This window comes from Paenibacillus sp. FSL H8-0548 (assembly GCF_038630985.1).
Taxonomy (GTDB): Bacteria; Bacillota; Bacilli; order Paenibacillales; family Paenibacillaceae; genus Pristimantibacillus.
On record NZ_CP152049.1, the window covers coordinates 3,297,067 to 3,323,259 of the forward strand.

25 protein-coding genes are annotated in these 26,193 nt (G+C 48.3%); 24 read left to right on the forward strand and 1 reads right to left on the reverse strand.

The features are described 5' to 3' along the window. Window positions 1-158: 158 nt before the first annotated feature. The 23 genes from MHI37_RS13680 (at window position 159) to spoVM (ending at window position 25,250) form a co-directional block, all read left to right on the forward strand. Entirely contained in the window at window positions 159-2,942 is a 2,784-nt protein-coding gene (locus MHI37_RS13680) for a calcium-translocating P-type ATPase, SERCA-type (protein WP_076335392.1), read from the forward strand. A gap of 121 nt (window positions 2,943-3,063) precedes the next feature. Continuing rightward, the gene (gene dapF / locus MHI37_RS13685) at window positions 3,064-3,894 is read left to right on the forward strand and encodes a diaminopimelate epimerase (RefSeq protein WP_076335391.1); all 831 of its coding nucleotides are present in this window, start codon (window positions 3,064-3,066) and stop codon (window positions 3,892-3,894) included. Window positions 3,895-3,924: 30 nt separating this feature from the next. Further along, window positions 3,925-5,802 carry a bifunctional homocysteine S-methyltransferase/methylenetetrahydrofolate reductase gene (locus MHI37_RS13690; protein ID WP_076335474.1) on the forward strand — a complete coding sequence of 626 codons (1,878 nt, stop codon included), beginning with the start codon at window positions 3,925-3,927 and terminating at the stop codon, window positions 5,800-5,802. Window positions 5,803-6,132: 330 nt separating this feature from the next. After that, window positions 6,133-6,393: a DUF370 domain-containing protein gene (locus MHI37_RS13695; protein WP_005548256.1), complete on the forward strand. Its 261-nt coding sequence runs from the start codon at window positions 6,133-6,135 to the stop codon at window positions 6,391-6,393. A gap of 13 nt (window positions 6,394-6,406) precedes the next feature. After that, window positions 6,407-7,024 carry a guanylate kinase gene (gmk, locus tag MHI37_RS13700; RefSeq protein ID WP_076335390.1) on the forward strand — a complete coding sequence of 206 codons (618 nt, stop codon included), beginning with the start codon at window positions 6,407-6,409 and terminating at the stop codon, window positions 7,022-7,024. A gap of 16 nt (window positions 7,025-7,040) precedes the next feature. Next, complete coding sequence (rpoZ, locus tag MHI37_RS13705) at window positions 7,041-7,250, forward strand: DNA-directed RNA polymerase subunit omega (RefSeq protein WP_076335389.1); 210 nt, start codon at window positions 7,041-7,043, stop codon at window positions 7,248-7,250. Window positions 7,251-7,948: 698 nt separating this feature from the next. Further along, a complete protein-coding gene (locus tag MHI37_RS13710; protein ID WP_083676093.1) occupies window positions 7,949-9,562 on the forward strand; it encodes an AraC family transcriptional regulator in 1,614 nt (537 codons plus the stop codon). Between the two features lie 119 nt (window positions 9,563-9,681). Further along, complete coding sequence (locus tag MHI37_RS13715; RefSeq protein ID WP_076335387.1) at window positions 9,682-10,692, forward strand: iron-hydroxamate ABC transporter substrate-binding protein; 1,011 nt, start codon at window positions 9,682-9,684, stop codon at window positions 10,690-10,692. A gap of 161 nt (window positions 10,693-10,853) precedes the next feature. Continuing rightward, complete coding sequence (locus MHI37_RS13720; RefSeq protein WP_076335386.1) at window positions 10,854-11,042, forward strand: hypothetical protein; 189 nt, start codon at window positions 10,854-10,856, stop codon at window positions 11,040-11,042. A gap of 87 nt (window positions 11,043-11,129) precedes the next feature. Beyond that, window positions 11,130-11,663 carry an NUDIX hydrolase gene (locus MHI37_RS13725; protein WP_076335385.1) on the forward strand — a complete coding sequence of 178 codons (534 nt, stop codon included), beginning with the start codon at window positions 11,130-11,132 and terminating at the stop codon, window positions 11,661-11,663. Window positions 11,664-11,827: 164 nt separating this feature from the next. Next, window positions 11,828-12,352: a YfiT family bacillithiol transferase gene (locus MHI37_RS13730; protein ID WP_076335384.1), complete on the forward strand. Its 525-nt coding sequence runs from the start codon at window positions 11,828-11,830 to the stop codon at window positions 12,350-12,352. Window positions 12,353-12,426: 74 nt separating this feature from the next. After that, complete coding sequence (gene coaBC / locus MHI37_RS13735) at window positions 12,427-13,641, forward strand: bifunctional phosphopantothenoylcysteine decarboxylase/phosphopantothenate--cysteine ligase CoaBC (protein ID WP_076335383.1); 1,215 nt, start codon at window positions 12,427-12,429, stop codon at window positions 13,639-13,641. Next, entirely contained in the window at window positions 13,638-16,130 is a 2,493-nt protein-coding gene (gene priA / locus MHI37_RS13740; RefSeq protein WP_076335382.1) for a primosomal protein N', read from the forward strand. The genes coaBC and priA overlap by 4 nt, the downstream gene beginning before the upstream one ends. Window positions 16,131-16,172: 42 nt before the next feature. Then, window positions 16,173-16,658 (forward strand): peptide deformylase, encoded by a 486-nt coding sequence (gene def, locus MHI37_RS13745; RefSeq protein ID WP_076335381.1) that lies wholly within the window; start codon window positions 16,173-16,175, stop codon window positions 16,656-16,658. 4 nt (window positions 16,659-16,662) lie between these two features. Beyond that, entirely contained in the window at window positions 16,663-17,619 is a 957-nt protein-coding gene (gene fmt / locus MHI37_RS13750) for a methionyl-tRNA formyltransferase (RefSeq protein ID WP_076335380.1), read from the forward strand. Beyond that, window positions 17,616-19,139, forward strand: coding sequence for a 16S rRNA (cytosine(967)-C(5))-methyltransferase RsmB (gene rsmB / locus MHI37_RS13755; protein WP_083676092.1), 1,524 nt, complete (start codon window positions 17,616-17,618; stop codon window positions 19,137-19,139). The genes fmt and rsmB overlap by 4 nt, the downstream gene beginning before the upstream one ends. A 99-nt stretch (window positions 19,140-19,238) precedes the next feature. Beyond that, window positions 19,239-20,285 carry a 23S rRNA (adenine(2503)-C(2))-methyltransferase RlmN gene (gene rlmN / locus MHI37_RS13760; protein ID WP_076335379.1) on the forward strand — a complete coding sequence of 349 codons (1,047 nt, stop codon included), beginning with the start codon at window positions 19,239-19,241 and terminating at the stop codon, window positions 20,283-20,285. 7 nt (window positions 20,286-20,292) lie between these two features. Beyond that, window positions 20,293-21,054, forward strand: coding sequence for a Stp1/IreP family PP2C-type Ser/Thr phosphatase (locus MHI37_RS13765; RefSeq protein WP_076335378.1), 762 nt, complete (start codon window positions 20,293-20,295; stop codon window positions 21,052-21,054). 5 nt (window positions 21,055-21,059) lie between these two features. Next, window positions 21,060-23,186: a Stk1 family PASTA domain-containing Ser/Thr kinase gene (gene pknB, locus MHI37_RS13770; protein ID WP_076335377.1), complete on the forward strand. Its 2,127-nt coding sequence runs from the start codon at window positions 21,060-21,062 to the stop codon at window positions 23,184-23,186. Further along, window positions 23,119-24,111, forward strand: a complete 993-nt coding sequence (gene rsgA, locus MHI37_RS13775; protein ID WP_256709939.1) for a ribosome small subunit-dependent GTPase A — start codon at window positions 23,119-23,121, stop codon at window positions 24,109-24,111. Before pknB ends, rsgA begins: the two co-directional genes overlap by 68 nt. A 5-nt stretch (window positions 24,112-24,116) precedes the next feature. Then, window positions 24,117-24,761, forward strand: a complete 645-nt coding sequence (gene rpe / locus MHI37_RS13780; protein ID WP_076335471.1) for a ribulose-phosphate 3-epimerase — start codon at window positions 24,117-24,119, stop codon at window positions 24,759-24,761. A 12-nt stretch (window positions 24,762-24,773) separates the two neighbouring features. Further along, complete coding sequence (locus MHI37_RS13785; protein ID WP_076335376.1) at window positions 24,774-25,049, forward strand: hypothetical protein; 276 nt, start codon at window positions 24,774-24,776, stop codon at window positions 25,047-25,049. 120 nt (window positions 25,050-25,169) lie between these two features. Further along, on the forward strand, window positions 25,170-25,250 hold the full coding sequence (spoVM, locus tag MHI37_RS13790; RefSeq protein ID WP_010345573.1) for a stage V sporulation protein SpoVM: 81 nt from the start codon (window positions 25,170-25,172) through the stop codon (window positions 25,248-25,250). Window positions 25,251-25,348: 98 nt separating this feature from the next. Here spoVM and rpmB read toward each other — a convergent pair whose 3' ends face one another. Then, on the reverse strand, window positions 25,349-25,537 hold the full coding sequence (rpmB, locus tag MHI37_RS13795) for a 50S ribosomal protein L28 (RefSeq protein ID WP_053375639.1): 189 nt from the start codon (window positions 25,535-25,537) through the stop codon (window positions 25,349-25,351). Between the two features lie 292 nt (window positions 25,538-25,829). Here rpmB and MHI37_RS13800 point away from each other — a divergent pair, with 292 nt between their 5' ends. Next, window positions 25,830-26,189, forward strand: coding sequence for an Asp23/Gls24 family envelope stress response protein (locus MHI37_RS13800; RefSeq protein ID WP_076335375.1), 360 nt, complete (start codon window positions 25,830-25,832; stop codon window positions 26,187-26,189). Window positions 26,190-26,193 lie beyond the last annotated feature (4 nt).

Here is a 26,193-nt window from a genome sequence, read left to right on the forward strand (position 1 = left end):
TAGTCAGTCTTTCTCTATCATGCCATAGTTGAGACAAAAACTTAAGCCCCTAGTGGGATATTTTATAGGCTGTCCGAATACATTTACCCTATAAAGGCTGTCCGAAGGCCCGGCGTCGTTACGGCTTGGCTCGGTATATTACGGGAGGGAGTTATACCATGGAACAAATGAAATGGCATCAAATGGGGACAAGTGAGCTGGTGGACGCTTTAGTCAGCTCCCCTGAGCAAGGGCTGACGACGTCGGAAGCGGCGCATCGGCTGGAGCAAAATGGACGGAATGAACTGACGGAGGGGAAGCGTGTCTCACCGATATTGCTTTTTCTAAATCAGTTTAAAGATTTTATGGTACTTATTTTGATGGGAGCGACTTTGATCTCTGGCTTGCTGGGTGAATATCTGGATGCGATTACGATTGTCGCCATCATAGCCATTAATGCCGTCCTTGGTTTTGTGCAAGAGTTTAGAGCGGAGCGTTCCTTGCGGGCGCTGAAGGAACTGTCGGCGCCCTCTGCCAAGGTTTATCGAGGAGGCGAGCTGTTAACCGTTCCTGCTAAGGAGCTTGTTGCGGGCGACCTCATTTATCTGGAGAGCGGAGATCGTATTCCGGCTGATGTGCGTTTGCTGGAAGCGAACAGCTGCTATGTAGAGGAATCGGCGTTGACCGGAGAGTCTGTGCCGGTTAGCAAGCATGCAGCAGTGATTGCAGAGGAGAATCTTCCCCTCGGAGATCAGCGCAATATAGGGTTCATGGGCACCATGCTGACACGCGGCACCGCGAAGGCGGTCGTTGTTCGTACCGGTATGGATACAGAAATGGGCAAGATTGCAGGGCTGATTCAGCAAACAGAATCCATGGAGACGCCGCTTCAGCACCGGCTTGAGCAGCTGGGCAAAATATTAATAGTCGTTGCCGTTGTATTGACAATAATGGTTGTTGTCGCTGGAATTTTGCATGGTCAGCCAGCGTATGGCATGTTCCTGGCAGGGGTAAGCTTAGCCGTTGCTGCCATTCCGGAGGGGCTGCCGGCGATCGTGACCATCGCGCTTGCACTCGGGGTACAACGAATGATCAAGCGGAAGGCGATCGTGCGCAAGCTGCCATCGGTAGAGACGCTTGGCTGCGCTTCTGTCATTTGCTCAGACAAAACAGGAACGCTGACACAAAATAAAATGACAGTTACGCATGTCTGGGTTGGCGGCAGGCAATTAGAGGTTTCGGGTGAAGGGTATGTTCCTACGGGTGCTATTTATGAAGCGGGAAATGCTTTGGATATCAAGCATGATTTATCGATTAAGCGGCTGCTGCAAGTAAGTGCGCTTTGCAACAATGCTCAAATTATGAAGGTCGAATCAGCGGATACTGGCAAGCGAAAAAGCAAGGAGATTCAGGAAGAATGGGTGCTTAAAGGCGACCCAACAGAAGGTGCGCTTGCCGTGCTGTCAGCTAAGCTAGGCTCTTCGGCTAAATCACTGGAGCAGCTATATAAGCGGGAGAAGGAGTTCCCATTTGATTCAGAGCGCAAGCGCATGTCGGTCATTGTGTCTCATCAGGGCGGACGCCTCATTTGTACGAAGGGTGCACCTGATTTGCTGATGGAGCATTGCTCCTATGTGCTATGGGAAGGCAAGGTTGTGCCGTTCACCGGCACGCTGAAGCGTAAATGTGCAGAAGCGGGTGAGCTTATGGCTCAAAATGCGCTTCGAGTGCTGGGACTTGCCTATCGCGATCTGCGCGCCACCGATGCTTGCGAGACGGAAAGCGATGCAGAATGCCAGCTCGTATTTGTTGGCCTTACGGGTATGATCGATCCGCCGCGCCGCGAGGTGAAGGAAGCGATCGCAACATGTAGACGTGCGGGAATTAAAACAGTGATGATTACGGGCGATCATCAATTAACGGCTGAGGCTATTGCCGGCCAGCTGGGCATTATGCCGCGCGGAGGCATTGCCATGAGCGGCAAGCAGCTCGAAGCGATGGAGGATGAGCAGCTCGACCGCCTGGTAGATAACATTTATGTTTATGCCCGCGTATCGCCTGAGCATAAGCTGCGTATCGTCAAGGCGCTTCAGCGACAAGGGCATGTGGTTGCCATGACCGGTGACGGGGTAAATGATGCGCCAGCAATAAAAGCGGCAGATATCGGAATCGCTATGGGCATTACCGGCACCGATGTGACTAAGGAAGCTGCAGCGCTCGTGCTGAGCGACGACAATTTCTCGACAATTGCAGCTGCTATTGAAGAGGGCAGAGGCATATACGAGAACATTCGAAAATTCATCCGATATTTATTAGCGTCGAACGTTGGCGAGATCCTTGTCATGTTCCTAGCTATGATGGCGGGTCTGCCGCTGCCCTTGGTGCCGATTCAAATTCTATGGGTTAACCTGGTGACCGATGGTTTGCCGGCGATGGCCCTTGGCGTTGATCAGGCGGAAAAAGATCTTATGCAGCAAAAGCCACGCTCAGCCAAGGAAAGCATTTTTTCTCGCAGGCTTGGCTGGAAAATTATTAGCCGTGGAATATTGATTGGTATATGTACGTTGGGGGCATTTTGGCTAACGCTGCAAGATGGGCCAAGCAGCGCTGCACAGCTTATGAAAGCACAGACGGTCGCTTTTGCAACTCTCGTTATGGCTCAGCTCATTCATGTATTCGACTGCCGCAGCTCGCGGTCTATTTTCCACCGCAATCCGTTTCAAAATAAATATTTGGTGCTTGCCGTGCTTTCATCGCTGCTGCTAATGATAGGTGTGCTCTATATCGAAGCGCTGCAGCCGATCTTCAAAACCGTTCCGATTGGCTTCCGGGAATGGTGCCTTGTATTTGTTGCTGCGGGAATTCCAACCTTCCTAATGGGAATAGGGAGCGTGTTCGGCACCTCGAACAAAAAGAAGAACAAAGCCAAGTGGCCGATTGGACCGCAAAGCGCTGCGAGATAACAAGAAAATGCAAATGATGATACAAATGGTGAATGCCCTTTCTCCTTGCTTTGGGGTATGCTAATAGCAATTAATAACAGCTATTTCATACTTAGAGATGCGGCAGGGAGAGGGCAAACCTATGGAATTTACAAAAATGAACGGTCTAGGAAATGATTTTGTCGTAATAGCAGGTGAGCAGCAGCTTCCAGAAAATGTGGCTGAGCTTGCGATTCAGCTTTGCAATCGTTTTTTTGGAATCGGAGCTGACGGACTCGTATATATATTGCCTTCGGACATAGCAGATTTCCGCATGCGTATTATTAATTCGGATGGCTCAGAAGCTGAGCAATGCGGGAATGCGATTCGCTGCGTAGCGAAATATGTTTATGATAATAAATTAACCGATCAAGAGGTTATTACGATTGAGACATTGGGCGCAGGAGCACAGCGAGTGCAGCTTACGCTTCAAGATGGCGAAGTATCGTCTGTGCGTGTAGATATGGGCGAGCCGATATTGAATGGTTTGCAGGTGCCGACAACCGTTGATGCAGAGCAAGTCATCCAGCATCCGATAGAGGTTGATGGAGGGCAATTTAAGTTCACGGCTGTATCGATGGGCAACCCGCACTGTGTTATCTATGTGGATGATGCTGCGAATTTTGATTTAAGCACCTGGGGACCACAGCTTGAGCACCACCCGTTATTTCCTCGTAAAATCAACGTGGAGTTCGTGACCGTTAACTCGCGCACTCATATGGATATGCGTGTATGGGAGCGAGGCGCAGGCCCTACGCTTGCTTGCGGTACAGGCGCATGTGCTACAGTCGTTGCTTCTGTGCTAAATGGCGCTGTGGATCGGGCGGCTACTGTGTCGCTAAAAGGCGGCGATCTCTTTATCGAATGGAATGAGTCGGACAATCATGTTTACATGAGTGGCCCAGCTGCGGTATCATTCAGAGGTACGTTCTAAGAGCACAGTATGATGGGTGGTATAAATAAAATGAAACCGGATTTAAGAGAGGCGTTCAAGCAGCGTATCTTAACCGGGGACGGCGCGATGGGAACCTATCTATATCAGATGGGGTTCCCTGTCGGCGTTTCCTATGAAGAATTTAATATGATTCGTCCTGATATTATTGAAAATATTCATCTTAGCTATTATGATGCCGGTGCCAGAGTCATAGAGACCAATACGTTTTCGGCGAATTTGGAGAAGCTATCCAAGTACGGTTTAGAAGATGAGATGGATGCGATTAACCGTGCTGGCGTTCGCGTTGCTCGCGCAGCAATCGGCAAGGATGCTTATGTTGTCGGGGCCGTTGGTTCTATCCGTGACGGGAAGCTTAAAAACCTACGGACAGCGAAGGTCATCGATGCTTATCAGCGTCAAATGCATGCTTTGCTTGATGAGGGTGTAGACGGACTATTGCTTGAGACATTTTATGATCTAGATGAGATGCTCCTAGCGCTGAGAATAGCTAGAGCTTCGTCAAATGTGCCTGTTATTTGCCAGTTTGCGGTCGAGGACGTTGGCCGTGCGCAGACGGGGAATGGGATGAAGAGTGCCTTTGATCAGCTTCAAGCGGAGGGAGCCGATATTGTTGGATTTAATTGCCGGAGCGGCCCTAACGGCATCATACGAGCTATTGATGCGATAGAAGGTTCCATTGAATTGCCATTGTCGGTATATCCAAACGCGGGAATACCTGACTATATTGATGGCAAATATGCGTATTCTGCGGGTCCTGAATATTTCGCAGAGAGTGCCCAGCGGTTTGCAGACCGTGGAGCGCGGCTCATTGGCGGCTGCTGCGGTACGACGCCTGCACATATTAAGGCGATAGCAGAGGCGCTTGATGGCTACATACCGCAAACGATACCAACGACCACCGTTGTAGCTGCGACAGAACAGATCGTTATCAAGCGGCCCGAGAGCCAGGAGAAACCGCTCGATGCTTCGGTGCAAAAGCAGGTGATACAGGAGCCGTCTATCGTTGATCTTGTAAAGCAGCGTCATACGGTTATTGTTGAGCTTGACCCCCCTCGGGATTTGGATATTCGCAAATTTATGGACGGTGCGGCTGCGCTTAAGGAAGCGAAGGCTGACGCTGTTACAATGGCCGACAACTCGCTTGCTGTAACCCGTATGAGCAATATTGCGCTAGCGGCGCTTATTCAAGAGAAGGTAGGCATTCGGCCGCTCGTCCACATTGCCTGTCGAGATCGCAATTTGATCGGTACGCAGTCTCATATGATGGGACTCGATGCCCTTGATATTGATCATGTGCTGGCTGTAACCGGGGATCCTGCTCGCTTTGGCGATTTGCCGGATTCCAGCTCGGTCTATGATCTAACCTCATTCGAAATGATTCGAATGATCAAACAGCTGAATGACGGAACGGCATTCTCAGGAAAGCCATTGAAGCAAAAGGCGAAATTTGTTGTAGGCGCTGCATTTAACCCTAACGTTAAGCATCTGGATAAAGCAGTACAGCGTCTTGAGCGGAAAATCACTTCCGGTGCAGACTATATTATGACACAGCCAGTTTACGATCCTAGCTTAATCGAACGCATTGCGGAAGCAACAAAACATTTGAGTGTGCCTGTATTTATTGGCATCATGCCGCTTGCCAGCGGAAGAAATGCAGAATATTTGCATAATGAGGTGCCAGGTATTCAGCTATCTGACGAGGTTCGGCAGCGAATGGCTGGACTCGAAGGCGAAGCAGGTCGAGCAGAGGGTATACAAATTGCGAAGGAGCTGCTCGATGCGGCTTTACCGCATTTTAATGGCATTTATTTAATTACGCCGTTCATGTTCTATGATATGGGTGTGCAGCTTACACAATATGTATGGGATAAGACCGGCCGTATGTAGCCAAAAAGAGTAGAATGAATGCGAAAAGCAGGCTTTTTTGCCTGTTTTCGCTTTTTCGCTTGTTCGTTTGTGAAAAATCAATTAAAATAAAGCTTGGATACTAACATCCATGGCAAGGACAGATTGACCGTTGCTGCTTCAGCGTAGGCTTAAGCGTGCCTCGGAACGTATGTCCGGCACTTTTTTCGTCAACAATAGTGCAGTAGTTCTGTCGGTATTTGGCAAGAACGCGAACTTGTCGTCTTTACATCTATTAAACATAAAAAATGGTATTGAACATTTGCAGGCAGATGCACCAAGGGAAGACCGTGGGCGGAGGAGGAACCAGGCTTGGCTATTAAACTTATTAATATCGGATTTGGCAATATTGTATCAGCTAACCGCATTATTTCCATCGTAAGCCCGGAATCGGCTCCGATTAAGAGGATCATTCAAGAGGCACGTGACCGCCATATGCTAATAGATGCAACATATGGACGCCGAACGCGCGCTGTTATTATTACGGATAGTGATCATGTGATTTTATCGGCGGTTCAACCAGAGACGGTTGCCCACCGATTATCTACTAAGGACGACGATAACGACGAATAGTACGGGGAGTAATATGGATAAAGGATTACTAATTGTATTGTCCGGCCCTTCAGGGGTTGGCAAAGGAACGGTATGCTCCGTTCTTCGTAACAAGGTGCCTGAGCTGGTATATTCCGTGTCGGCAACGACAAGGCTGCCGCGTCAGGGAGAAGTAGATGGTGTGAATTATTTTTTCAGAAGCAGAGAGCAGTTCCAGGATATGATTGCCCGGGATGCGCTGCTGGAGCATGCTGAGTACGTTGGAAACTACTACGGTACGCCGCGTGATTTCGTTGAAAGCACTTTAGCTAGCGGCAAGGATGTTATTTTGGAAATTGAGGTACAAGGAGCACTTAAGGTGAAACAAAAGTTTCCCGAAGGTATTTTCGTATTTCTATTGCCCCCATCCTTGGATGAGCTGAAGCAGCGGATTACAGGCCGTGGTACTGAATCACTGGATACGATCAATAACCGTATGTCTGTAGCTGTAGAGGAAATGAATTTGCTCGGACACTACGACTATGCGGTATTGAATGATGAGATAGATGCTGCTTGCGATCGTATTCGCAGTATCATGATTGCCGAGCATTGCCGCAGAGAAAGATATTTACCTTACGTTTCAGGAATGGTTGCCGCAATTGAGAAAGCATGAGTGAGGAGAATGAACAATGTTATATCCGTCCATTGATGAAATGGTGAAAAAAGTTGACAGTAAATACACGCTAGTCGTAGCAGCTTCAAGACGCGCTCGCATGCTTCGCAACGGAGATAAGTCGGAGCTTAAAAATCCGCGCTCCCGCAAGTATGTAGGTGTAGCACTAGAAGAAATTTACGGTGACATTCTCAGAGTAGAAAACCTCGCGACGAAAGAGGATTAGTTTACTGAATATCCATATGGAACGGAGTGCCAGCGATACTGCAGGCACTCCGTTTTTTTTATTGAAATATAGGAAAGTATAAGTTTCACATTTATACTCCGCCTATATTTCTCCGGAATGAAACGCGCCACCGCCATAAGGATGGAGACAGCCGTTTCACCTTGTATAGGAAACTCTGCATTCTCCGAACCTGTTGATTACGATGCTGCACCAGAAGCCGGAGAGAGGATAACGAAAGCTAACGGAAACCAGAGACGCTAAAGTTCCATTTTTGGATAGCGTCATATTTTAACGGAACAGGGAGACGCTATTACGCAGAAATGAAGCGAGATCGTGCATGTTGGGTGCAAATAGAGGCCTGTGCTTCCGTTAGAATCTTGAAACGAAAAATAAAGGCGATTTAGCGTCTGTGGTTTCCGTTAGAAGTGTGAGCTGACGCATCTGCGAATTCTAATCACTCGTTAGGGTGATTTTGTTCAAATATAGGAAAGTATATCCTTTCCTATACTTTCTCTATATTTCTCCGGAATGAAACGCGCCACCGCTATAAGGACGGCGACAGCCGTTTCACCTTGTGCAAATTAATAATAAATGGTGTTTCACAATCACAATCTTTTGTATATAATGAGAATGATTATCATTATATTCTATTGATTGGATCACCCTTATGCAGTCATAAAGAAAAGGATGTTGTGAAAATGTCTTTAAAGAATGTTCCAGTATTAAACACAGCTTTGCCTGGACGAGTGCATTGTCGTCTAAGACGAGTGTACAAACAGATGGTGGAAAGCTTTGTAATAGCTGAAAATAGTGACGACTATTCAATAACGGTTATTGTGGCAGGGCATGGAATCGCCTATATTGGCGATAAAAGCTATGAAGCAGAATGCGGCACGGCTATTGCTGTCGCGAAAGGCAGTCTTATTACTTTCCGAGCGGCTCCCTATCATTCTATGCATATGTTGAGAATCGAGTTCTCCGAGGAACCGGTTGTTCAAGCGGCAGGAGCAGTAAAGAAATGGCCGTTTGAAGAAAGTGCCAGGCTTAATCTGAATCGCCACACGCTGCAAATGACGGCGAATTTGGAGCGACACGCTCATTTCGAATTGGAGCAAGAGCAGACATTCGAGGTGCAAGCACTCTTTAGTGAGTTTTTAAGCAAGCTTCACGAGCTTCATGGAAAGGAAAAGCACTCGGTTGCCCAGCCCTGGATAGAACAGGCTTTGCTTTATATTAAAAACCATTATCGCGAGCCATTGACGAGAAAGCAGCTAGCTGCGATTTCGGGTGTAAGCGCTGAGCACTTTTCAAGGGAATTCAAAAAGCATAGCGGTAAAACCTTTAAAGGCTATGTGACAGAATTGCGCATACGTGCAGCCCAAGAGCAGCTGTTGGGCACAAAATCAGATTTGGTAGAAATAGCGATGCAGGTCGGCTATCAGGATGGGTTTTATTTAAGTCGTAAATTCAAGCAGTTTGTTGGAGCGGCTCCAACGATCTATTTGAAAAAGCCCAAAAAAATAGCTTCTTTAACCTATAATTATTCTGCAAGCTTATTGGCACTGGGCGTGACGCCGAGCGTGGGCGTTGTTTCGAGCTGGATCTTTAATCATTTTCGAGGTGTGATCAAGGAGCAACCAGCGAAATGGCATGATAATGTCCCCAATTGTGTATTCGAATCTATCCGTCCGTTTAAGCCTGATCTGATTATTGATTATACTTCGACAGAAGAGCGTTCGACTGAGCTGCGTGCTATCGCGCCGCTTATAAGCTTGCCGTTCGAGGAGCTTCCTTGGGATGAGCAGTTTCGTTATATTGCTGACGTAGTGGATAAAGGTACGGAAGCAAATGATTGCTTGAATCGCCTGCAAGCATTAATTGAGGAAGCTAGCGAGAGACTTGACCGTGAAATCGGCAAGCGCGGCACAGCTGTTGTCATAGATCTTGGTATTGAAACCTGTTATGTGTATGGAGACAAGTGGGGACGGGGTACTCATATGTTGTATGATTCACTGCAATTTACGCCGCCCGAGTGCTTGCTGAAGGATGGACAATGTACGATCGGTTATATAGAAACATCACTTGAAGCCGTTCCCGCCTTTGCTGCTGATCATATGTTTTTTGGCCTTCCTGAACATGGACAGGAAAGGTCTGATGTATTGGCATTCATGAATAAAGAAAGCTGGAGAAGGATGGCTGCAGTTCAAAATAATCATGTTTATTTCATAAAAAATGATATTTTTTATGGTTTTGATCCCGCTTCAACGGAGAAGCAGCTTATGGACATCATGAGGCTGATGACAAGAAGATAGCTCGAATTTAGGGCTGCATCACATTTAGGCATGGACGCAGGTACAGCGATGTTGGTAAAGTTATTTTTGAGAATGATTATCATTCGTATTAAATAACTAACGGAAAGAGGAAAGAAAAGATGCAAAGATGGAATAAAGGTTTAGGGTTGGGGTCGATTTTTCTTGTGCTTATGATGTTGATGACAGCATGTGGCGGAGCGAATAAACCGACCAATACGACTGGGAATGAAGCAGCGGCAGCGACAGAAAACACGAGTACCGAAGCACCAGCAGCAGAAGTGGAAAAGACGACACGGCTCTATAGTACAGTAAATGGCGATGTGGAAATACCAGTTGAACCCAAACGAATCGTTGCAGAGCAGTATTTGCAAACAGTGCTTGCTTTAGGAGTTAAGCCGGTTGGTGGCAATGATTATTATATTGAAAATCCATACACAGCGGATTTGGTAGCAGGCATTGAAAGTGTTGGTGATAGAAGCGGTTCAAATTTGGAGAAGATTACTTCACTCGAGCCTGATCTTATTATTACAGCAACTACGGACGCCAATACGTATGAGCAGCTCTCTAAGATTGCTCCGACTGTCGTTATTCCATTCGGAACGGATGCAACCTTCAAGGGTGTACATGAAGAGGTGCGGGGGATTGCCGAGCTGCTTGGCAAACAAGAAGCAGCAGAGGCATGGCTTGCTAAGTACGATGAGAAAATTGCGGAGCTGCGCAGCAAGCTTGCTGGTGTTATTGCGCCGACAGAAACCTTCTCGATCATTGAAGCAGGAGGGGGCGGCGTGTTCTATACTTTTGGAGATAACTTCGGCAGAGGCGGCCAAGCCATCTATGGCGCGCTGCAGCTAACGCCCTCCGAAATCATAAAAAACGAGCTTATGGAAGTGCAGTGGAAGGAGCTTTCGCTCGAGGTAATACCTGAATACGCAGCGGATCATGTATTGTTATTTTCAGAAACAGGAGCAGCTGAGTTCAAGGAAAGCAATATTTGGAAGGCAATTCCTGCAGTGAAAAATAATCATGTTTATGAGCTTGCTGCTGACCGCTATTGGTATTTTGATCCAGTATCGGTGCTGGCACAGGCAGAGGAAATAACTAATCTGCTGCTTGAGAGAAATCAGAAGTAACCATCCGATATGAGAAGCTGTCCGAGGTGTAGCTAAGCTGCCTTGGGCAGCTTTTTGTGTAACAGAGGCCGAAAATTTGTTACACTATTAAAACTAATAATGAAAAGCTGCTGCTGAATAGGTGGACGTTGATTAATGCTTGCTTGGAAGGAGTGAATGTTTTGGCTGATGAGAAAGAAATTCAGGAGATTAAGAAAACATTGCACAAGCTTGAAGATCAAGTGACTCAATTAAAAAAAGCTTCGAGGCGGCAGAGATCGTCATGGTCAAGGTTTGCTATTGGTTTTTTTATTGTTTTTTTTGTTATGCTCTTGGCTGTGGGTATTATTCAGTTCTTTCATCAAAAATAAATAGATAAGCTGAACTTGAAAAATGAAGTTTAAGCAAAGCGGGAAGATCGTTCTGGAAAAAAATAGATGCAGAGGAAGAATGGACGCATGAAGATGACTCTGAATCAGTACCCGGCTCTATCCAAAGGGATCGTGTGGGGCGCTGTTGAAAATTGTTTTTCGCTTGATTATGAGGTAGATGAGGCTTCAATCAGCAATATTAGCATTATTCCAATGGTTGGAGATCAATATGTCATCATGAAAATTGATAATGGCAAATGGGAGCTTATCGGCGGAACACTGGAGCCTGATGAATTTTATATGGATGCTTTGGTGAGGGAAGTGAAGGAGGAAATCGGCGCAGAGCTGGTAAACTACAAGCCGTTTGGCTGTTTTAAGTGTCAATCCTCGGCAAGTGAGCCGTATCGCCCTCATATTCCGCATCCCCATTTTGTGAGATTAGTCGGCTATGGCGAGGTCCATATTGTGGGCGCCCCATTAAACCCGCCGGATGGCGAGCAGGTCATTGCGGTTGAGGTGGTTGCTATTGAAGAAGCAATCCGAAGGTTTGAAGAGATTGACAGGCATGACATTGCGGAGCTTTACCGCATGGCGCATGAATTGAGAGAAGACATACGGTAAAGGCGGGTTTTAGCTTGCTCACCTTCTTGCTGCTTAAGGCTGCTTCAAAAAAAGCTTAAATACTCGCTCAAAATATGAACGGTCTGGTTAGATTTTGAGGTCGTATATGATATGATAGAAAAAGTGATGAATGCTGTAGTTACGAATGAACAGGAGGGAACGGAATGGACAAATTGCGTTATCCAATTGGTAGGTACTCGTTCGAGGGAATGACAGTAAAGCATCGAGAGCAGTGGATTGCAGATATTGAAAAGTTGCCAGGACAGCTGCGTGAAGCGTTAGCAGATTTGGATAATGAGCAATTGGATACACCATATCGAAGCGGCGGCTGGACTGTGCGGCAGGTAGCTCATCATCTGGCAGATGCTTCGATGAACAGCTTCTCACGCTTCAAGCTGGCGTTGACGGAGTCCAATCCGACGATTAAGCCCTTCAATGAGGTGCGTTGGGCGGAGACGGCAGACAGCCTGCAGGCAGCCCCAGACGTTAGCTTAGCAATTGTCGAGGGGATTTATGCGCGTTGGGTTTTGCTGCTGCGTTCCATGCAGGCGTCTGATTTTGAAAAAATGTTTTATCACCCTGAGAAGGGCACTCAAATAGGCTTAGCTAATTTTCTTGGCTTCGTAGCTTGGCACGGAAAGCACCATGTGGCTCATATTACAAGCATAAGAAGCCGCAAAGACTGGTAACCGAAATGAGCTCGAGGTCCGGACATTATTAATTTAAAAATATATTATTTCATAAGCTTGACGGGAGATACTCCATGGTAAACGGAAAAACAATTATTCTCGGCATCACAGGCGGAATTGCAGCCTATAAAGGCGCAGCGCTGTGCAGTAAGCTTGTGCAAGCGGGCGCTAATGTTCATGTAATTATGACTGAATCAGCGACAAAATTTATAACGCCGCTTACTTTGCAAACGTTGTCGCGCAATCCAGTTTATATGGATACGTTCGATGAAAGAGATCCTGCTGTCGTATCGCATATTCATTTGGCAGATCATGCGGATTTGATTGTGATTGCTCCTGCTACAGCCAATGCCATTGCGAAGCTGGCTGGCGGGCACGCGGACGACATGCTCAGTACGACGCTGCTTGCAGCAACATGTCCCATTATTATTGCTCCTGCTATGAATGTTCATATGTACGAGCATCCTGCAGTCGTTCATAACATGGAGCTGCTGGCATCGCGTGGTGCTATGTTTGTGGAGCCAGGGACAGGGCAGCTCGCTTGCGGCTACGTGGCCAAAGGCAGGCTCGCTGAGCCGGAGGACATTGTGGCTGCCATTCATTCGTGGTTTGACGCAGGCAGCAAGCTGAAAGGGAAACGACTGCTCGTTACAGCCGGGGGCACGATGGAGAGGCTGGACCCTGTTAGATATTTAACGAACGATTCCTCGGGGAAAATGGGTTTCGCCATTGCGGAGGCGGCGCTGCTTATGGGAGCTGAGGTTACTTTGGTGGCAGGCCGCACAACAGCGGCCCCTCCAAGCGGCGTTAATCTTATTCGCGTTGAATCTGCACAGCAAATGCTTGAGGCAGTAACGGGTGTTTATGCTGAAATGGATATCGTAGTAAAGTCGGCCGCAGTTGCGGACTATCGTGCGGTATATGTCAGCGATCAGAAGCTGAAAAAGAACGGCGAAAATCTAGTGCTGGAGCTTGAGCGGACGACTGACATTTTGGAGACGCTGGGGAAGCGGAAGCAGCATCAGTTTTTAGTTGGCTTTGCGGCAGAAACGGAGCAGATCGAGCATTACGCGATGGACAAGCTAACACGGAAAAATTGCGACCTGATTGTCGCGAATGATGTGGGCTTGGCCGGTGCGGGCTTTAACGGCGATACGAACATCGTTCAAGTGTTTGGCCCAGAGGGACTTATTGAAGCTATGCCTTTGCTCTCTAAGCGTGAGGTTGCGCTTCGGCTGCTCGATATTATCGCGGAGCGGCTTGTGTTCTCTGGAGGGGGAAAGGAATGATTGCTAAAGTCATTGTGGATGTGCCGAGCCGCCAGACGGATCGGCCATTTGATTATGAGGTTCCTGCTGCCCTTGAAGAATGGATTGAAGTGGGCAGCCGCGTCGGCGTCCCATTTGGCGGTCGTGTACTCCAAGGCTTCGTGACCCAGCTCACTGATACAACGGATGTTGCAATAAGCAGGATCAAGCCTGTTTCCGAGCTGCTTGATCATGTTCCGCCGCTTCTTCCTGATCTTATCGAGCTGGCGCAGTGGATGAGCGAGAAATATTGCTGCTCTTGGACGACAGCGCTGCAGGCGATGATACCAGCAGCACTAAAGGGGAAAGCGGAACGGCTTATCGGTATTCAAGATGTAGAGGCGGCGCAGGAGGATCTTCCGCCTGCGATGACCGAATGGATCGGCATGAATGGGCAGCTCGTGAAGCTGGAGGTGCTGCTTGAGCGTTTCCCTGATCATGCGAAAGCTGTGAAGGCGGCTCTTCGCGAGGGTGTACTCATCGAACAGACGTCCATACGCGACCGGCATGGCATACGCAAGGTGTTGACCGTCTACGTGCCTGATGATGTAGATGCTATTCGCGCGCAATTGCAAGCTTTGCCAGCGCGTGCAGCGAAGCAGCGCGAGGTGCTCGCGCATATGCTTGAACATGGGGGTCCGCTGCCGCTTCAACAGCTGCTTGCGGAGGCGGGGGGATCTGCTGCAAGCGTGCGCTCGTTAGCGGAGAAAGGCTTACTCGTACTAGAAGAGGTCGAGCAGCAGCGTGATCCTTATGCTGGCCGTGTATTCGAGCGTACAACTCCGCTTGAGCTTACGGCCGCCCAGCATGCTGTTTATGATCGTATTGTTCGTGCTGTAGCTGCAGAGGAGCCTCAAACGATGCTGCTGCACGGGGTGACGGGAAGCGGGAAAACAGAGGTCTATTTGCAATCCATCCAATTTTGTATGGAGCAGGAGAAGCAGGCGATCGTTCTCGTTCCAGAAATTTCGCTGACGCCCCAAATGGTAGAACGCTTCAAGGGACGATTTGGAGACGCGGTTGCCGTATTGCACAGCAGACTCTCGAATGGCGAACGCTACGATGAGTGGCGGAAAATTCGCGCTCGGCAGGTTCAGGTAGCCATTGGAGCACGGTCGGCTATTTTTGCACCCTTTGAAAGACTTGGGCTTATTATTATTGATGAGGAGCATGAATCTTCTTATAAACAGGAAGAGAGCCCGAAATATCATGCACGCGATGTCGCGGTTAGAAGGGCCAGGCAGCATGGAGCTGCCGTCGTCCTCGGTTCGGCGACACCATCATTGGAATCCTTTGCTGCGGCCAGCCGTCCGCTGTCCGCTCGAGATGAGGGAAAAGAGCCAGCTTTGCTGCCGATGCCAGGCCGTGTTGGAGATAGGCCGCTTCCTCCGGTTGCCGTTATTGATATGCGGGAGGAGCTCAAGGAGGGCAATCGTTCAATGTTCAGCAGACTGCTGCATAGCTCGCTTGCTGAGCGGCTTGAGCGTGGCGAGCAGTCCGTGCTTTTGCTGAATCGACGTGGCTATTCAACCTTTGTGATGTGCCGGTCTTGCGGCTATACAGCGGCATGCCCGCACTGCGATATATCGCTTACGTACCACCAGAAATCACGTGCGCTGCGCTGCCATTATTGCGGCCATGCAGAGCAGGCGCCGACTACATGTCCTTCCTGCCAAAGCGAGCATATTCGATATTTTGGGACGGGGACGCAGCGTGTGGAGGAGGAGCTCTCCAAGCTGTTCCCTGGCATTCGAGTCATCCGAATGGATGTGGATACGACAACGGAGAAAAACTCGCATGAGAAGCTGCTGAAGCAGTTTGGAGATCGGAAGGCAGACGTGCTGCTTGGTACGCAAATGGTGGCGAAGGGGCTGGATTTTCCTTTTGTTACGCTCGTTGGGGTCATTGCAGCGGATACGTCACTCAATCTTCCTGATTTTCGCGCAGCGGAGAGGACATTTCAATTGCTGACTCAGGTAGCAGGACGTGCAGGCAGGCATCATTTGCCGGGCGAGGTTGTTATTCAAACCTATGCGCCGGAGCATTATGCAGTCGTAACTGCACAGCAGCATGATTATGCAGCATTTGTAGGCGAGGAGCTGCGTCATCGCAGCGCGATGGGCTACCCGCCATACTGCAGACTGATTCTCGTGACGATGTCTCATGAGCAGCTGCCCTTGCTCTCTTCAATTAGCGAGAGATTCGCGGCAGATTTGCGCGAGCTTGCTGAGAATGAAGGCGTTTTGCTGCCGCTGAGCAGTGGATTTGGGCGAGCGCTTGAGGTGCTTGGACCAGTTGCATCACCGATTTCGAGAATGAAGGATCGCTACAGATTTCAATGTGTGATAAAATATCGGGGGAACATCGATGCTTCCGCCCTTGTTCGCAAGGCGCTTAAGTCCTTCACGGACGGTCCACCGCAGCGCCAAGTGCAGTTCAGTATTGACGTAGATCCGCAAGTTATATTATAAATAGCTGTTACTATTTTAATGAATGCAAAGGAAGGGAATACTATGAGTATCCGTATAATTGTGAAAGAGCCAGATCCGGTATTGCGGGAAGTGGCTATGGAAGTAACAAAATTTAATTCAAATTTGCAGAAGCTGCTTAAAGATATGGCTGAAACGATGTATGACGCTGAGGGTGTAGGTCTTGCAGCGCCACAAATCGGTATTTCTAAGCGAGTGATCGTTGTGGATGTTGGCGATGAAAACGGTTTGGTCGAAATGGTCAATCCTGTTATTGTAGAGCAGGAAGGCGAACAGCTTGGTCCTGAGGGCTGCTTGAGCATTCCTAATCTAAACGGCGATGTTCTGCGTGCGGAGCGTATCGTGGTTACTGGTCAAGATAGCAGCGGCCAGACGTTTACGGTTGAAGCTCAGGGTTATTTTGCGCGTGCGTTTCAGCATGAGGTTGATCATTTGAATGGTATTTTGTTTACCGATTTGGCGGAGAGCATTTACGACATTTCGGAAAGAGCTAGAAAAGGCGGCGAATAGCTTTATGCGTATCGTATTTATGGGAACGCCAGATTTTGCGGTTCCCTCTTTGAAGCTGCTCCTGGAGCAGCAGTATAATGTAGTCGCTGTCGTAACACAGCCTGATCGGCCGAAGGGCCGCAAAAAAACGCTGACGCCGCCGCCTGTAAAGGAAGCGGCGTTGTCGCTTGGCCTGCCCGTGCTGCAGCCTGAGATGATGCGCAGCGAAGACGCTGTTGCCGCAATCGCCGAGCTTAAGCCTGATCTAATTGTAACGGCTGCTTACGGTCAGATTCTGCCCAAGGCGCTGCTTGCGATTCCGCGTCTCGGCTGTATTAATGTGCACGGCTCCTTGCTTCCACAATATCGTGGAGGCGCACCTATTCAGCGCTCAATCATGAATGGAGAAGCTGAAACGGGCGTGACGATTATGTATATGGCCGAGGGATTGGATACCGGCGATATGATTAGCGTCGTGAAGCTTCCGATTACGGACGAGGACACCTCGGGGTCGATGTTTGAGAAGCTGAGCCTTGCCGGAGCAGAGCTGCTTGGAGCAACGCTGCCGTCGATTATTGCTGGTGAAGCGAAAGCAGTTCCGCAGCAAAATGAGCTTGCAACCTATGCTCCAAATTTGACTCGCGAGGATGAGCGAATCGATTGGACGGAGCCGGCTCGTGCTATCTTCAATCAGGTTCGCGGCTTGTCTCCGATGGCTGGAGCTTTTACATTCCTAAATGGAGAAGTATTTAAAGTATGGCATTGCGCAGTGCCTGAGGCGATAAATGCTAAGCCAGCAACCGCTGCACCAGGCACAGTTATTGCAGCAGATAGCAATGGCATCCATGTGCAGACCGGAGCGGGAGTTCTGGTGCTGAAAGAAATTCAGCCTGCAGGCAAACGCGCGATGAGTGCTGCGGATTGGCTGCAGGGTGCCCGTCTTGAAGCGGGTACGCTGCTTGGCGATGGAGGTGCAGCATGACGGACAGCAACACTCGTAAGCCAAGCGGCAATAGCAATGGTGCCAGCACCATGAGAGCGAAGCCTAAAGCAAAGCAAGGGCATAAACGACCTGGCAGCAGAGGACATGCCTCGCAGAACGGGCAGCCTCAACAGCAACCAGCAGCACGCAAGCAAAAATCGCCTCGTGAGCTAGCGATGGATACGCTTGTAAAGGTTGCGCAAACAGGAGCATACAGCAATCTGCAGCTTAATCGAACGCTGCAGGAGGCCGGCTTGCAGCGTGCTGACGCCGGACTTGTTACTGAGCTTGTATATGGGACAATTCAGCGACAAGCAACACTAGATTATTGGTTAAGCCGCTTCGTCTCCAAAGGACTGCATAAGCTGGAGCCGTGGGTTCACCAGCTGCTCCGAATGAGCGCTTATCAGCTATTGTATTTGGATCGCATACCCGCGCATGCAGCAGTTAATGAAGCGGTGACGATCGCCAAAAAACGAGGCCATTCCGGCATATCAGGAATGGTGAACGGCGTGCTGCGCAGCGTCGATCGGGGCCGTGGCGAGCTTCAAGCCTCGGAAATAAAACATGCAAATCCCATCGTTCAAATTGCGCTGCGCCATTCTTATCCCGAATGGCTGGTCGGTCGCTGGGTTGAGGCTTACGGTGTAGAAACGGCTGAAGCCATATGTATTGCAGGCAATGAGCATCCGCATTCCAGCGTTCGGGCAAATCCGCTTCGCGGCAGTCGAGAGGATGTTATCGAGCAATTGAGAGCAGCAGGCTATGAGGCTGTGCCTTCAGCAATCGCTCCAACAGGGATTGCGATCAATCGCGGCGGGAATTTGGCCGATACGGATGGTTTTCGAGAAGGTTTATGGACGGTGCAGGATGAGAGCTCGATGCTCGTTGCAGAAGTCGTTGCTCCAAAGGCAGGCATGCAGGTATTGGATTGCTGCGCAGCACCTGGCGGCAAGAGTACACATCTGGCAGAGCTGATGGGCGGCAAAGGCAAAGTGTGGGCTAATGATCTTCATGCACATAAACGCGATCTTATTGTGACACAGACGGAGCGTTTAAAGCTTCGTAATGTCGAGGCGATTACCGAGGATGCGCTTAAGCTGGCGGATCGCTTTAAGCCGGAATCGATGGACGCTGTATTGCTTGATGCGCCATGCTCGGGTTTCGGCGTTATTAAGCGAAAGCCTGAAATCAAATGGACGAAAACCGCCGGAGACGTATCTGATATTGCAGCGGTTCAGCAGCGTTTGTTGAACGCAGTGTGCGGATTAGTTCGTCCAGGCGGCGTGCTCGTATACAGCACATGTACGATTGAGAAGGATGAGAACGAGCAGCAGATCGCACGTTTTCTCCAGGAACACCCTGAATTTGAACTGAATAGCGATTGGCCGGAGGCTATCGTGGAGCAGTTGAAGAAAGCAGGGGCTGTTGGCGAGCATTTTGATGGACAAGCACAGCTGCTTCCGCAGCATTTTGACAGCGACGGTTTTTACATTGCAAGGATGGTTAAGCGTCTATAATTGTGGATTATAGCTCAACATGGACGTTTGTGGTAAAATAAATCGATGGCGGCGAAGAAGACTTTAAGCCGGCCTACTATAAGGTACAGGTGTGATGAAATGAAACCATGCATATATGACTATACGCTTGAGCAGCTTCAACAATGGATGAAAGATAACGGCGAGCCGGTATTTCGGGGTGGGCAGCTGTTTGATTGGCTGTATGTGAAGCGCGTTAAGAGCTTTGAAGATATGTCCAATCTCTCAAAATCGCTTCGTGACAAGCTGGAGGAAAGCTTTCAGATTATAACGCTAAGCGAAATTACAAAGTTTGAATCAAAGGACGGCACCGTAAAGTTTCTGTTCGGTCTTCATGACGCGCATGCAATCGAGACGGTTATCATGCGCCATAACTATGGCAATAGCATTTGTGTAACAACGCAGGTTGGCTGCCGTATTGGCTGTACGTTCTGTGCTTCTACGCTAGGCGGTTTGAAGCGGAATTTGACTGCTGGCGAGATCGTCGCCCAAGTCGTGACTGCACAGCAGATGCTAGATGCGACTGGCGAACGCGTATCCAGTATCGTAATTATGGGCTCTGGCGAGCCGTTTGAGAATTATGATGCAACGATGGCATTTCTGCGCATTATGATTCATGAAAAAGGACTGAATATCGGACAGCGCCACATTACCGTTTCCACAAGCGGCATTGTGCCAAGCATGTATAAATTCGCTGAAGAGAACACGCAAATTAATTTGGCCTTGTCGATACATGCGCCAAATGATGCGCTGCGCTCAAAGCTGATGCCGGTTAATCGTCGTTTTCCTTTTGATGATGTTATAGCAGCTTGTCATAACTATATCGCTAAGACTGGAAGAAGAATTACGTTTGAATATGCGCTAATTGGTGGAGTCAATGATCAGGCCGAGCATGCGCAGGAGCTGGCTGAAGTGCTGCAGGGCATGCTATGCCACGTCAATCTGATTCCTGTCAATCATGTGCCTGAACGGAATTATGTTCGTACACCGCGTGAGGATATTTTTGAATTCCAACGCGTCTTGGAGCGGAATAAAGTCAGCGTTACGATTCGGAGAGAGCAAGGGCATGACATTGCGGCTGCTTGCGGTCAATTAAGAGCGAAACATATGGAGTCTCAGGCGAGGTGATGACTTGTTGTTAACGGCAAACCGAAGTGATATTGGACGGGTCCGTCATGTCAATGAAGATCAATCTTGGGTTAGTCAATTGAATAATGGAATAACGATTGCCATCGTAGCCGATGGCATGGGTGGACACCAGGCTGGCGACGTTGCAAGCCAGAAGGCTGTCGATGCATTTCGCAGCATGCTGGTGCAAAGCGCTGCAAAGGCGGATCTTTCTATTCAAGAAGGAAAAATGCTCATTAGGCAAGCGATTTCGCAAGCAAATGATGCTGTATTTGAGCTGGCTTCCCGCAATGAGCGTTATCATAATATGGGGACAACAATTGTAGCTGCCTTAGTAAAGCAGGATAATGCGATTATTGGACATGTTGGCGACAGCAGAGCTTATAAAATTACGCAAGGCGTCATTACGCAATTAACGCATGATCATACTCTAGTTAATGAATTGGTCAAATCCGGACAGCTTAGCGAGGAGGAGGCGGCACATCATCCCCGCCGCAATGTTCTGACTCGCGCAGTTGGTACGGATTCGCATGTTGACATTGATGTACAGGCAGTTGAATGGTCCTCTGAGGACATTTTGCTGCTGTGCAGCGATGGGCTATCCAATATGGTGAGCGAGCAGCAAATGCTGCAAATGGTCACAAGTGAGCAGCTTGAGTTGGATGCTAAAGCTGATCATCTCATTCAGCTTGCGCTTCATGCTGGCGGGGACGACAATATAACCGTCGTACTTCTGCAAGAAGCGATTGGCACGAATCGAGAGGGGTGACAAGGATGATCGGACAAGATCTAGGCGGACGCTATGAAATTTTGACACGCATTGGCGGCGGCGGGATGGCGCTTGTATATAAAGCACATGATGTGCTGCTGAATAGAAATGTTGCAGTAAAGGTACTGAGGCAGCAATTTGTACATGACGAGGAATTTATTCGCCGTTTCCGTCGCGAGGCACAGTCTGCGGCTGCGCTATCGCATCCGAACGTCGTCAGCATTTATGATGTAGGACAAGAAGAGGATACACATTATATCGTTATGGAATACATTGAAGGCCATAATTTGAATGAAGTGATACTAGAGCGTGCGCCGTTGCAGCCTGATGAAGCGGTGCGTATTGCTATGCAAATTGCAGATGCGCTCGATCATGCGCATCAGAATCATATTATTCATCGCGATATTAAGCCTCATAATATATTAATTGGTAAAAATGGACGTGTGAAGGTTACAGACTTCGGTATTGCTAGAGCAGTCACTTCGTCTACAATTACACAGACGGGCTCGGTTCTCGGCTCGGTTCACTATTTTTCTCCTGAGCATGCGAAGGGGATCAATACCGGTGAGAAATCGGATTTATACTCCCTCGGCATCGTGCTTTATCAGATGCTGACAGCAAAGCTGCCTTTTCTTGGCGAGAGCCCAATTAGCGTTGCTTTGAAGCATCTGCAGGAAAATTTCGAGGAGCCGCGTATCGTCAATCCACATATTCCGCAAAGCGTTGAGAACGTGATACTTAAAGCGATGCGCAAAAATCCGAACGAGCGTTACGGCTCCGCGCATGAAATGCTGCTTGATCTGGATACCTGCTTGCGCCCAGAGCGATTGAAGGAACCCAAAATCACATTTATCCATGTGAACGATATGGAAGAGACGCGTGTTATGCCGGCCATTCGCGGTGATTTCCCGCCACCAGCGCCTAAGGAGCAGGAAAGGAATCAACCGCTTTCTTCTAAAACGGATGAGCAAGCAAAAGATAGTACGCTGACGCCCAAGGCGAAGGGGTGGAAGAAGCCGCTAACTGTCGTTGGGGTGACTTTAATTATTCTAGCACTTATTATAGGGGGCTTTATCTGGCTTTTAGGCTGGCTGGATGTTGCTGAGGTGGATGTGCCTTATGTGGTTGGCAAGTCAGAAACAGAAGCACGGCAGATGATTGAGGCGGTTGGACTTAAGGTTGAGGATCCTGTTCTTCATGAGCATAACAAGGAAGTTCCGAAGGATCAGGTGCTTAGTCAAACCAAGAGGAATATGAGAGTCAAGGAAGGCTCCCTCATTCAAATTACAGTCAGTGACGGACCCGAGCTCGAGGAGCTGGGCAACTATGTCGGTAAATCGCTGCAAACGGCGATTGATGAGCTGGGCGCCTTAGGCGTTATAGAGGATCAAATCATGATAGAATACGTGTTCAGCGAGGAAGCTGCAGACACGATTATTCAGCAGTCTCCTAAGCCAGGGGAGGAATACAACCCAGAGTCTGTTGAATTCAAATTCATGGTCAGCAAAGGCCGTGAGACGGTTCCTATGCCGAACCTCATTGGCAAGCGGCTTGATGAAGCCAAAGATTTAATTAAGGCAAACGAGCTGACGCTTGACACTGCAGATATTTTATATGAGCCAAGCTATTTGCATCAGAAGGATTTTGTCATTAGCCAAGATCCGTACAAGCCGAAGGATCTGGTTTCAAAAGGCGCTAAGATATCGATCCGAGTGAGCTCCGGTCCGCCAGCCGATGCGAAGAATCATCAGTTCAATATTGTGATTTCTCCAGCAGAGGCAGGAAAGACCAGTGAAATTAGAATTATATATTCCGATGCAAGCGGTGAAAATATCGAATGGGATAAGAGGCAAATTACAAGCACGCAAACATTCCCTGTTACGGTTATCGTGGCGCCGGATACGGAAGCTAATGTGACGGTTTATCGCGACAATCAGTTCATCGATAGAAAAGTCATCACGTACGAGGAACTATTGAAGGGTACGAATTCATCCACCTTGACTATTCCGGGTGAAGAAGTGCAGGCGACAGAAGAGCCGGTACAAGCGGAGGTTGACGAAAGCAATGATGAGCCAATTGAAGAAGAGCAAACAGGGCAGCAAGAACAGCAGCAAGAGTCAGAGCAGCCATAATAGCAAAGAAGGACATCTCAAAGGAACAATCGTAAAGGCGTTAAGCGGTTATTACTATGTACGCGCTGAGCATGCGGCATCGGATTCGGTAACGATCCAATGCCGCGCTCGAGGCGTCTTTAAGAATAGGGGCCTTACACCATTAGTTGGTGATGTGGTTATGTACAGCCTAACGGAGAACGGGGAGGGAACGGTCGAGGAGCTATTGCCGCGCTCATCCGAGCTTATACGTCCGCCGGTTGCTAATATAGATCTGGCGATACTCGTATTTTCCGTTACGGAGCCCGCTTTGAATTTACAGCTGCTGGATAAGTTTCTTGTGCATATCGAGCATGCAGGCATACCAGCTGTACTTTGCTTAAGCAAGCAAGATCTGGAAAATGAAGGCTTAGAGTCAAAGGAAGCAACGGTCGCTGCTGCTGCAGTTAATCGTATATACCGTCCTCTTGGCTATGAGGTCTATGGGACAAGCTCGCTGCTTGGCGAGGGGATCGTTCCTTTTCAAGAAAGACTGGTTGGTCATTTGGCCGTTTTTGCCGGACAATCTGGTGTAGGAAAGTCATCACTGCTAAACGCAATCGTTCCTGGATTAAAGCTGGAAACGAACGAAATTAGCAATCGACTTGGGCGTGGCAAGCATACGACTAGACATGTCGAGCTGATTGAAATTGGCGGCGGTTTAGTAGCTGATACGCCTGGGTTCAGCCAGCTTGATTTCCAAGAGCTCGGCATAGAGGATTTGGGATATTGCTTTGTGGAGATGCGGGAGCTCTCTCCTGATTGCAAATTTAGGGGCTGTACGCATGTCCATGAGCCAGGCTGCGCTGTACTTGCAGCGCTTGAAGCCGGGAAAATAGAAAAAAGCAGGCACGAGCATTACTTATTATTTTTGGCAGAGATGAAAGAGAATAAACGGAGGTACTAATGACTATGACAATTATCGCGCCATCTATTTTGTCCGCTGATTTTGCACGTCTTGGCGAGGAAATTAAGGCCGTCGAGGCAGCGGGAGCGGATTGGATACACGTTGATGTGATGGATGGGCATTTTGTTCCCAATCTGACGTTTGGTCCGCCGGTTATCTCGGCTGTGCGATCAGCGACTAAGCTGCCGTTCGATGTTCATTTAATGATTGAACGTCCGGAGCTATCGATTCCTGACTATATTGCTGCGGGAGCCGACAGAATTACGGTCCATGCTGAGGCTTGTGTGCATTTGCACAGAACAGTGCATGATATCAAAGAAAAGGGTCTCCCTGTTGGCGTAGCGATTAATCCAGCCACACCGGTATCGGTGCTCGAGTCTATTTTGCATGATCTTGATCTAGTATTGATTATGACGGTCAATCCGGGATTTGGCGGACAAAAATTTATTCCCTACTCGCTGGTGAAATTACGTCAGGTTCGCGCGATGCTTGAAGAGCGGGGGCTTGATGAAGTATTGGTTCAGGTTGACGGCGGTGTTAATTCATCAACGGCAGCGGTGATTCGAGAGGCAGGAGCTAACGTGCTTGTAGCCGGGAATGCTGTGTTTGCAGAGAAGGATCGCGCCGCGGCAATTGCCGGATTGCGCTAGAGGAGATCTACGATGAATGAACGGCTAAAAACGACATTCTGGCTGCTTGGCTATGCTTTTCTTACTGGCCTGATGCTGACGGTTTTTTCACTCATAGAAGAGTTTTATCGCTATCTTTTTTCTTTGCTGGCGTTATATTTAGGCATTCGCTTCTTTCGACGGTTTGAGACGCTGGGATTGCGTATTGGCTACTTTGTGTTGTCAGTTATATTTTATTTACTGATTGCAGTCATTGTCTCCATGTTTATTTATGTTAAGCAATATTCAGACACTCTACCGGGAGTGTGATGGTCTCTCTTCATGGCTCGCGATGGAATAGGACGAACTAATGACGCATAGGATGTTTACATGAGCGTAGGATGTTTGTCACGGATTAATTCGATGAGCGTGTCTGAGGAGGGATGAGGCATGAAATTTTATACAATCAAACTGCCTAAATTTTTGGGCGGATTCGTAAAGGCAATTTTGAATACCTTCCAAAAAAATTAGATCAGATGCTGCGGGACACCCTTCGGCCGTGATCGTACAAAAAGTAAAAGAAAAGCACCTGAGAGCTCAGGTGCTTTTGTCTATGGCCAAAGCCATCATTATACGCGGGTAACTTTACCAGCCTTCAGTGCGCGAGTGCTGACATAAACACGTTTCGGTTTACCGTCAACCAAAATACGAACCTTCTGCACGTTTACGCCCCAAGAACGACGTGTTTTGTTGTTTGCGTGGGAAACGTTGTTACCTTTACCAGGTGCTTTACCTGTAAGAAAACATTTGCGGGACATGACTACACCTCCTTTAGATCTTGCGTGAGCAAAACTAATTCCATAAATATGGCTCGTTATGCGTGAGGAAAAATTGATTCGAAAGCGAAATAACATTTAAACACACTTGAATATCGTATCATAAACATCTCTTCTATTCAACATAAATATACGGATATGCATGTTCTTTATGGCTGCGAAAGTTTGTGAAGATGCAGAAAGATTGGATTTATTGAACGGACTTCTATAAAGAGGCTGTTTATAGTACAATGGTACTTAGTCCATAGTTTATACAGTAAGGGAGTGTAATTACATGACTCTACAGCTAAGTACAGAATATGGTTCCATTCATGTTTCAGACCATTGTATAGCGCTTATTGCCGGGTCTGCGGCTATGGATTGTTATGGACTTGTCGGTATGGCGTCTCGTAAGCAGTTGAAGGATGGAATTGCCGAGTTGCTCGGACGAGAGAATTTGACTCGTGGTATTGAAATTAGAAGAGAAAATGAAGAGCTTCACATCGACCTCTACATCATCGTGAGCTATGGCACGAAAATTTCCGAGGTCGCTCATAACATTCAATCTAAGGTGAAGTATGTACTGAATGATGTAATCGGTCTACAAGTGGAAGAAGTCCATATAATTGTGCAAGATGTTCGGGTACTTAAGTAACAGA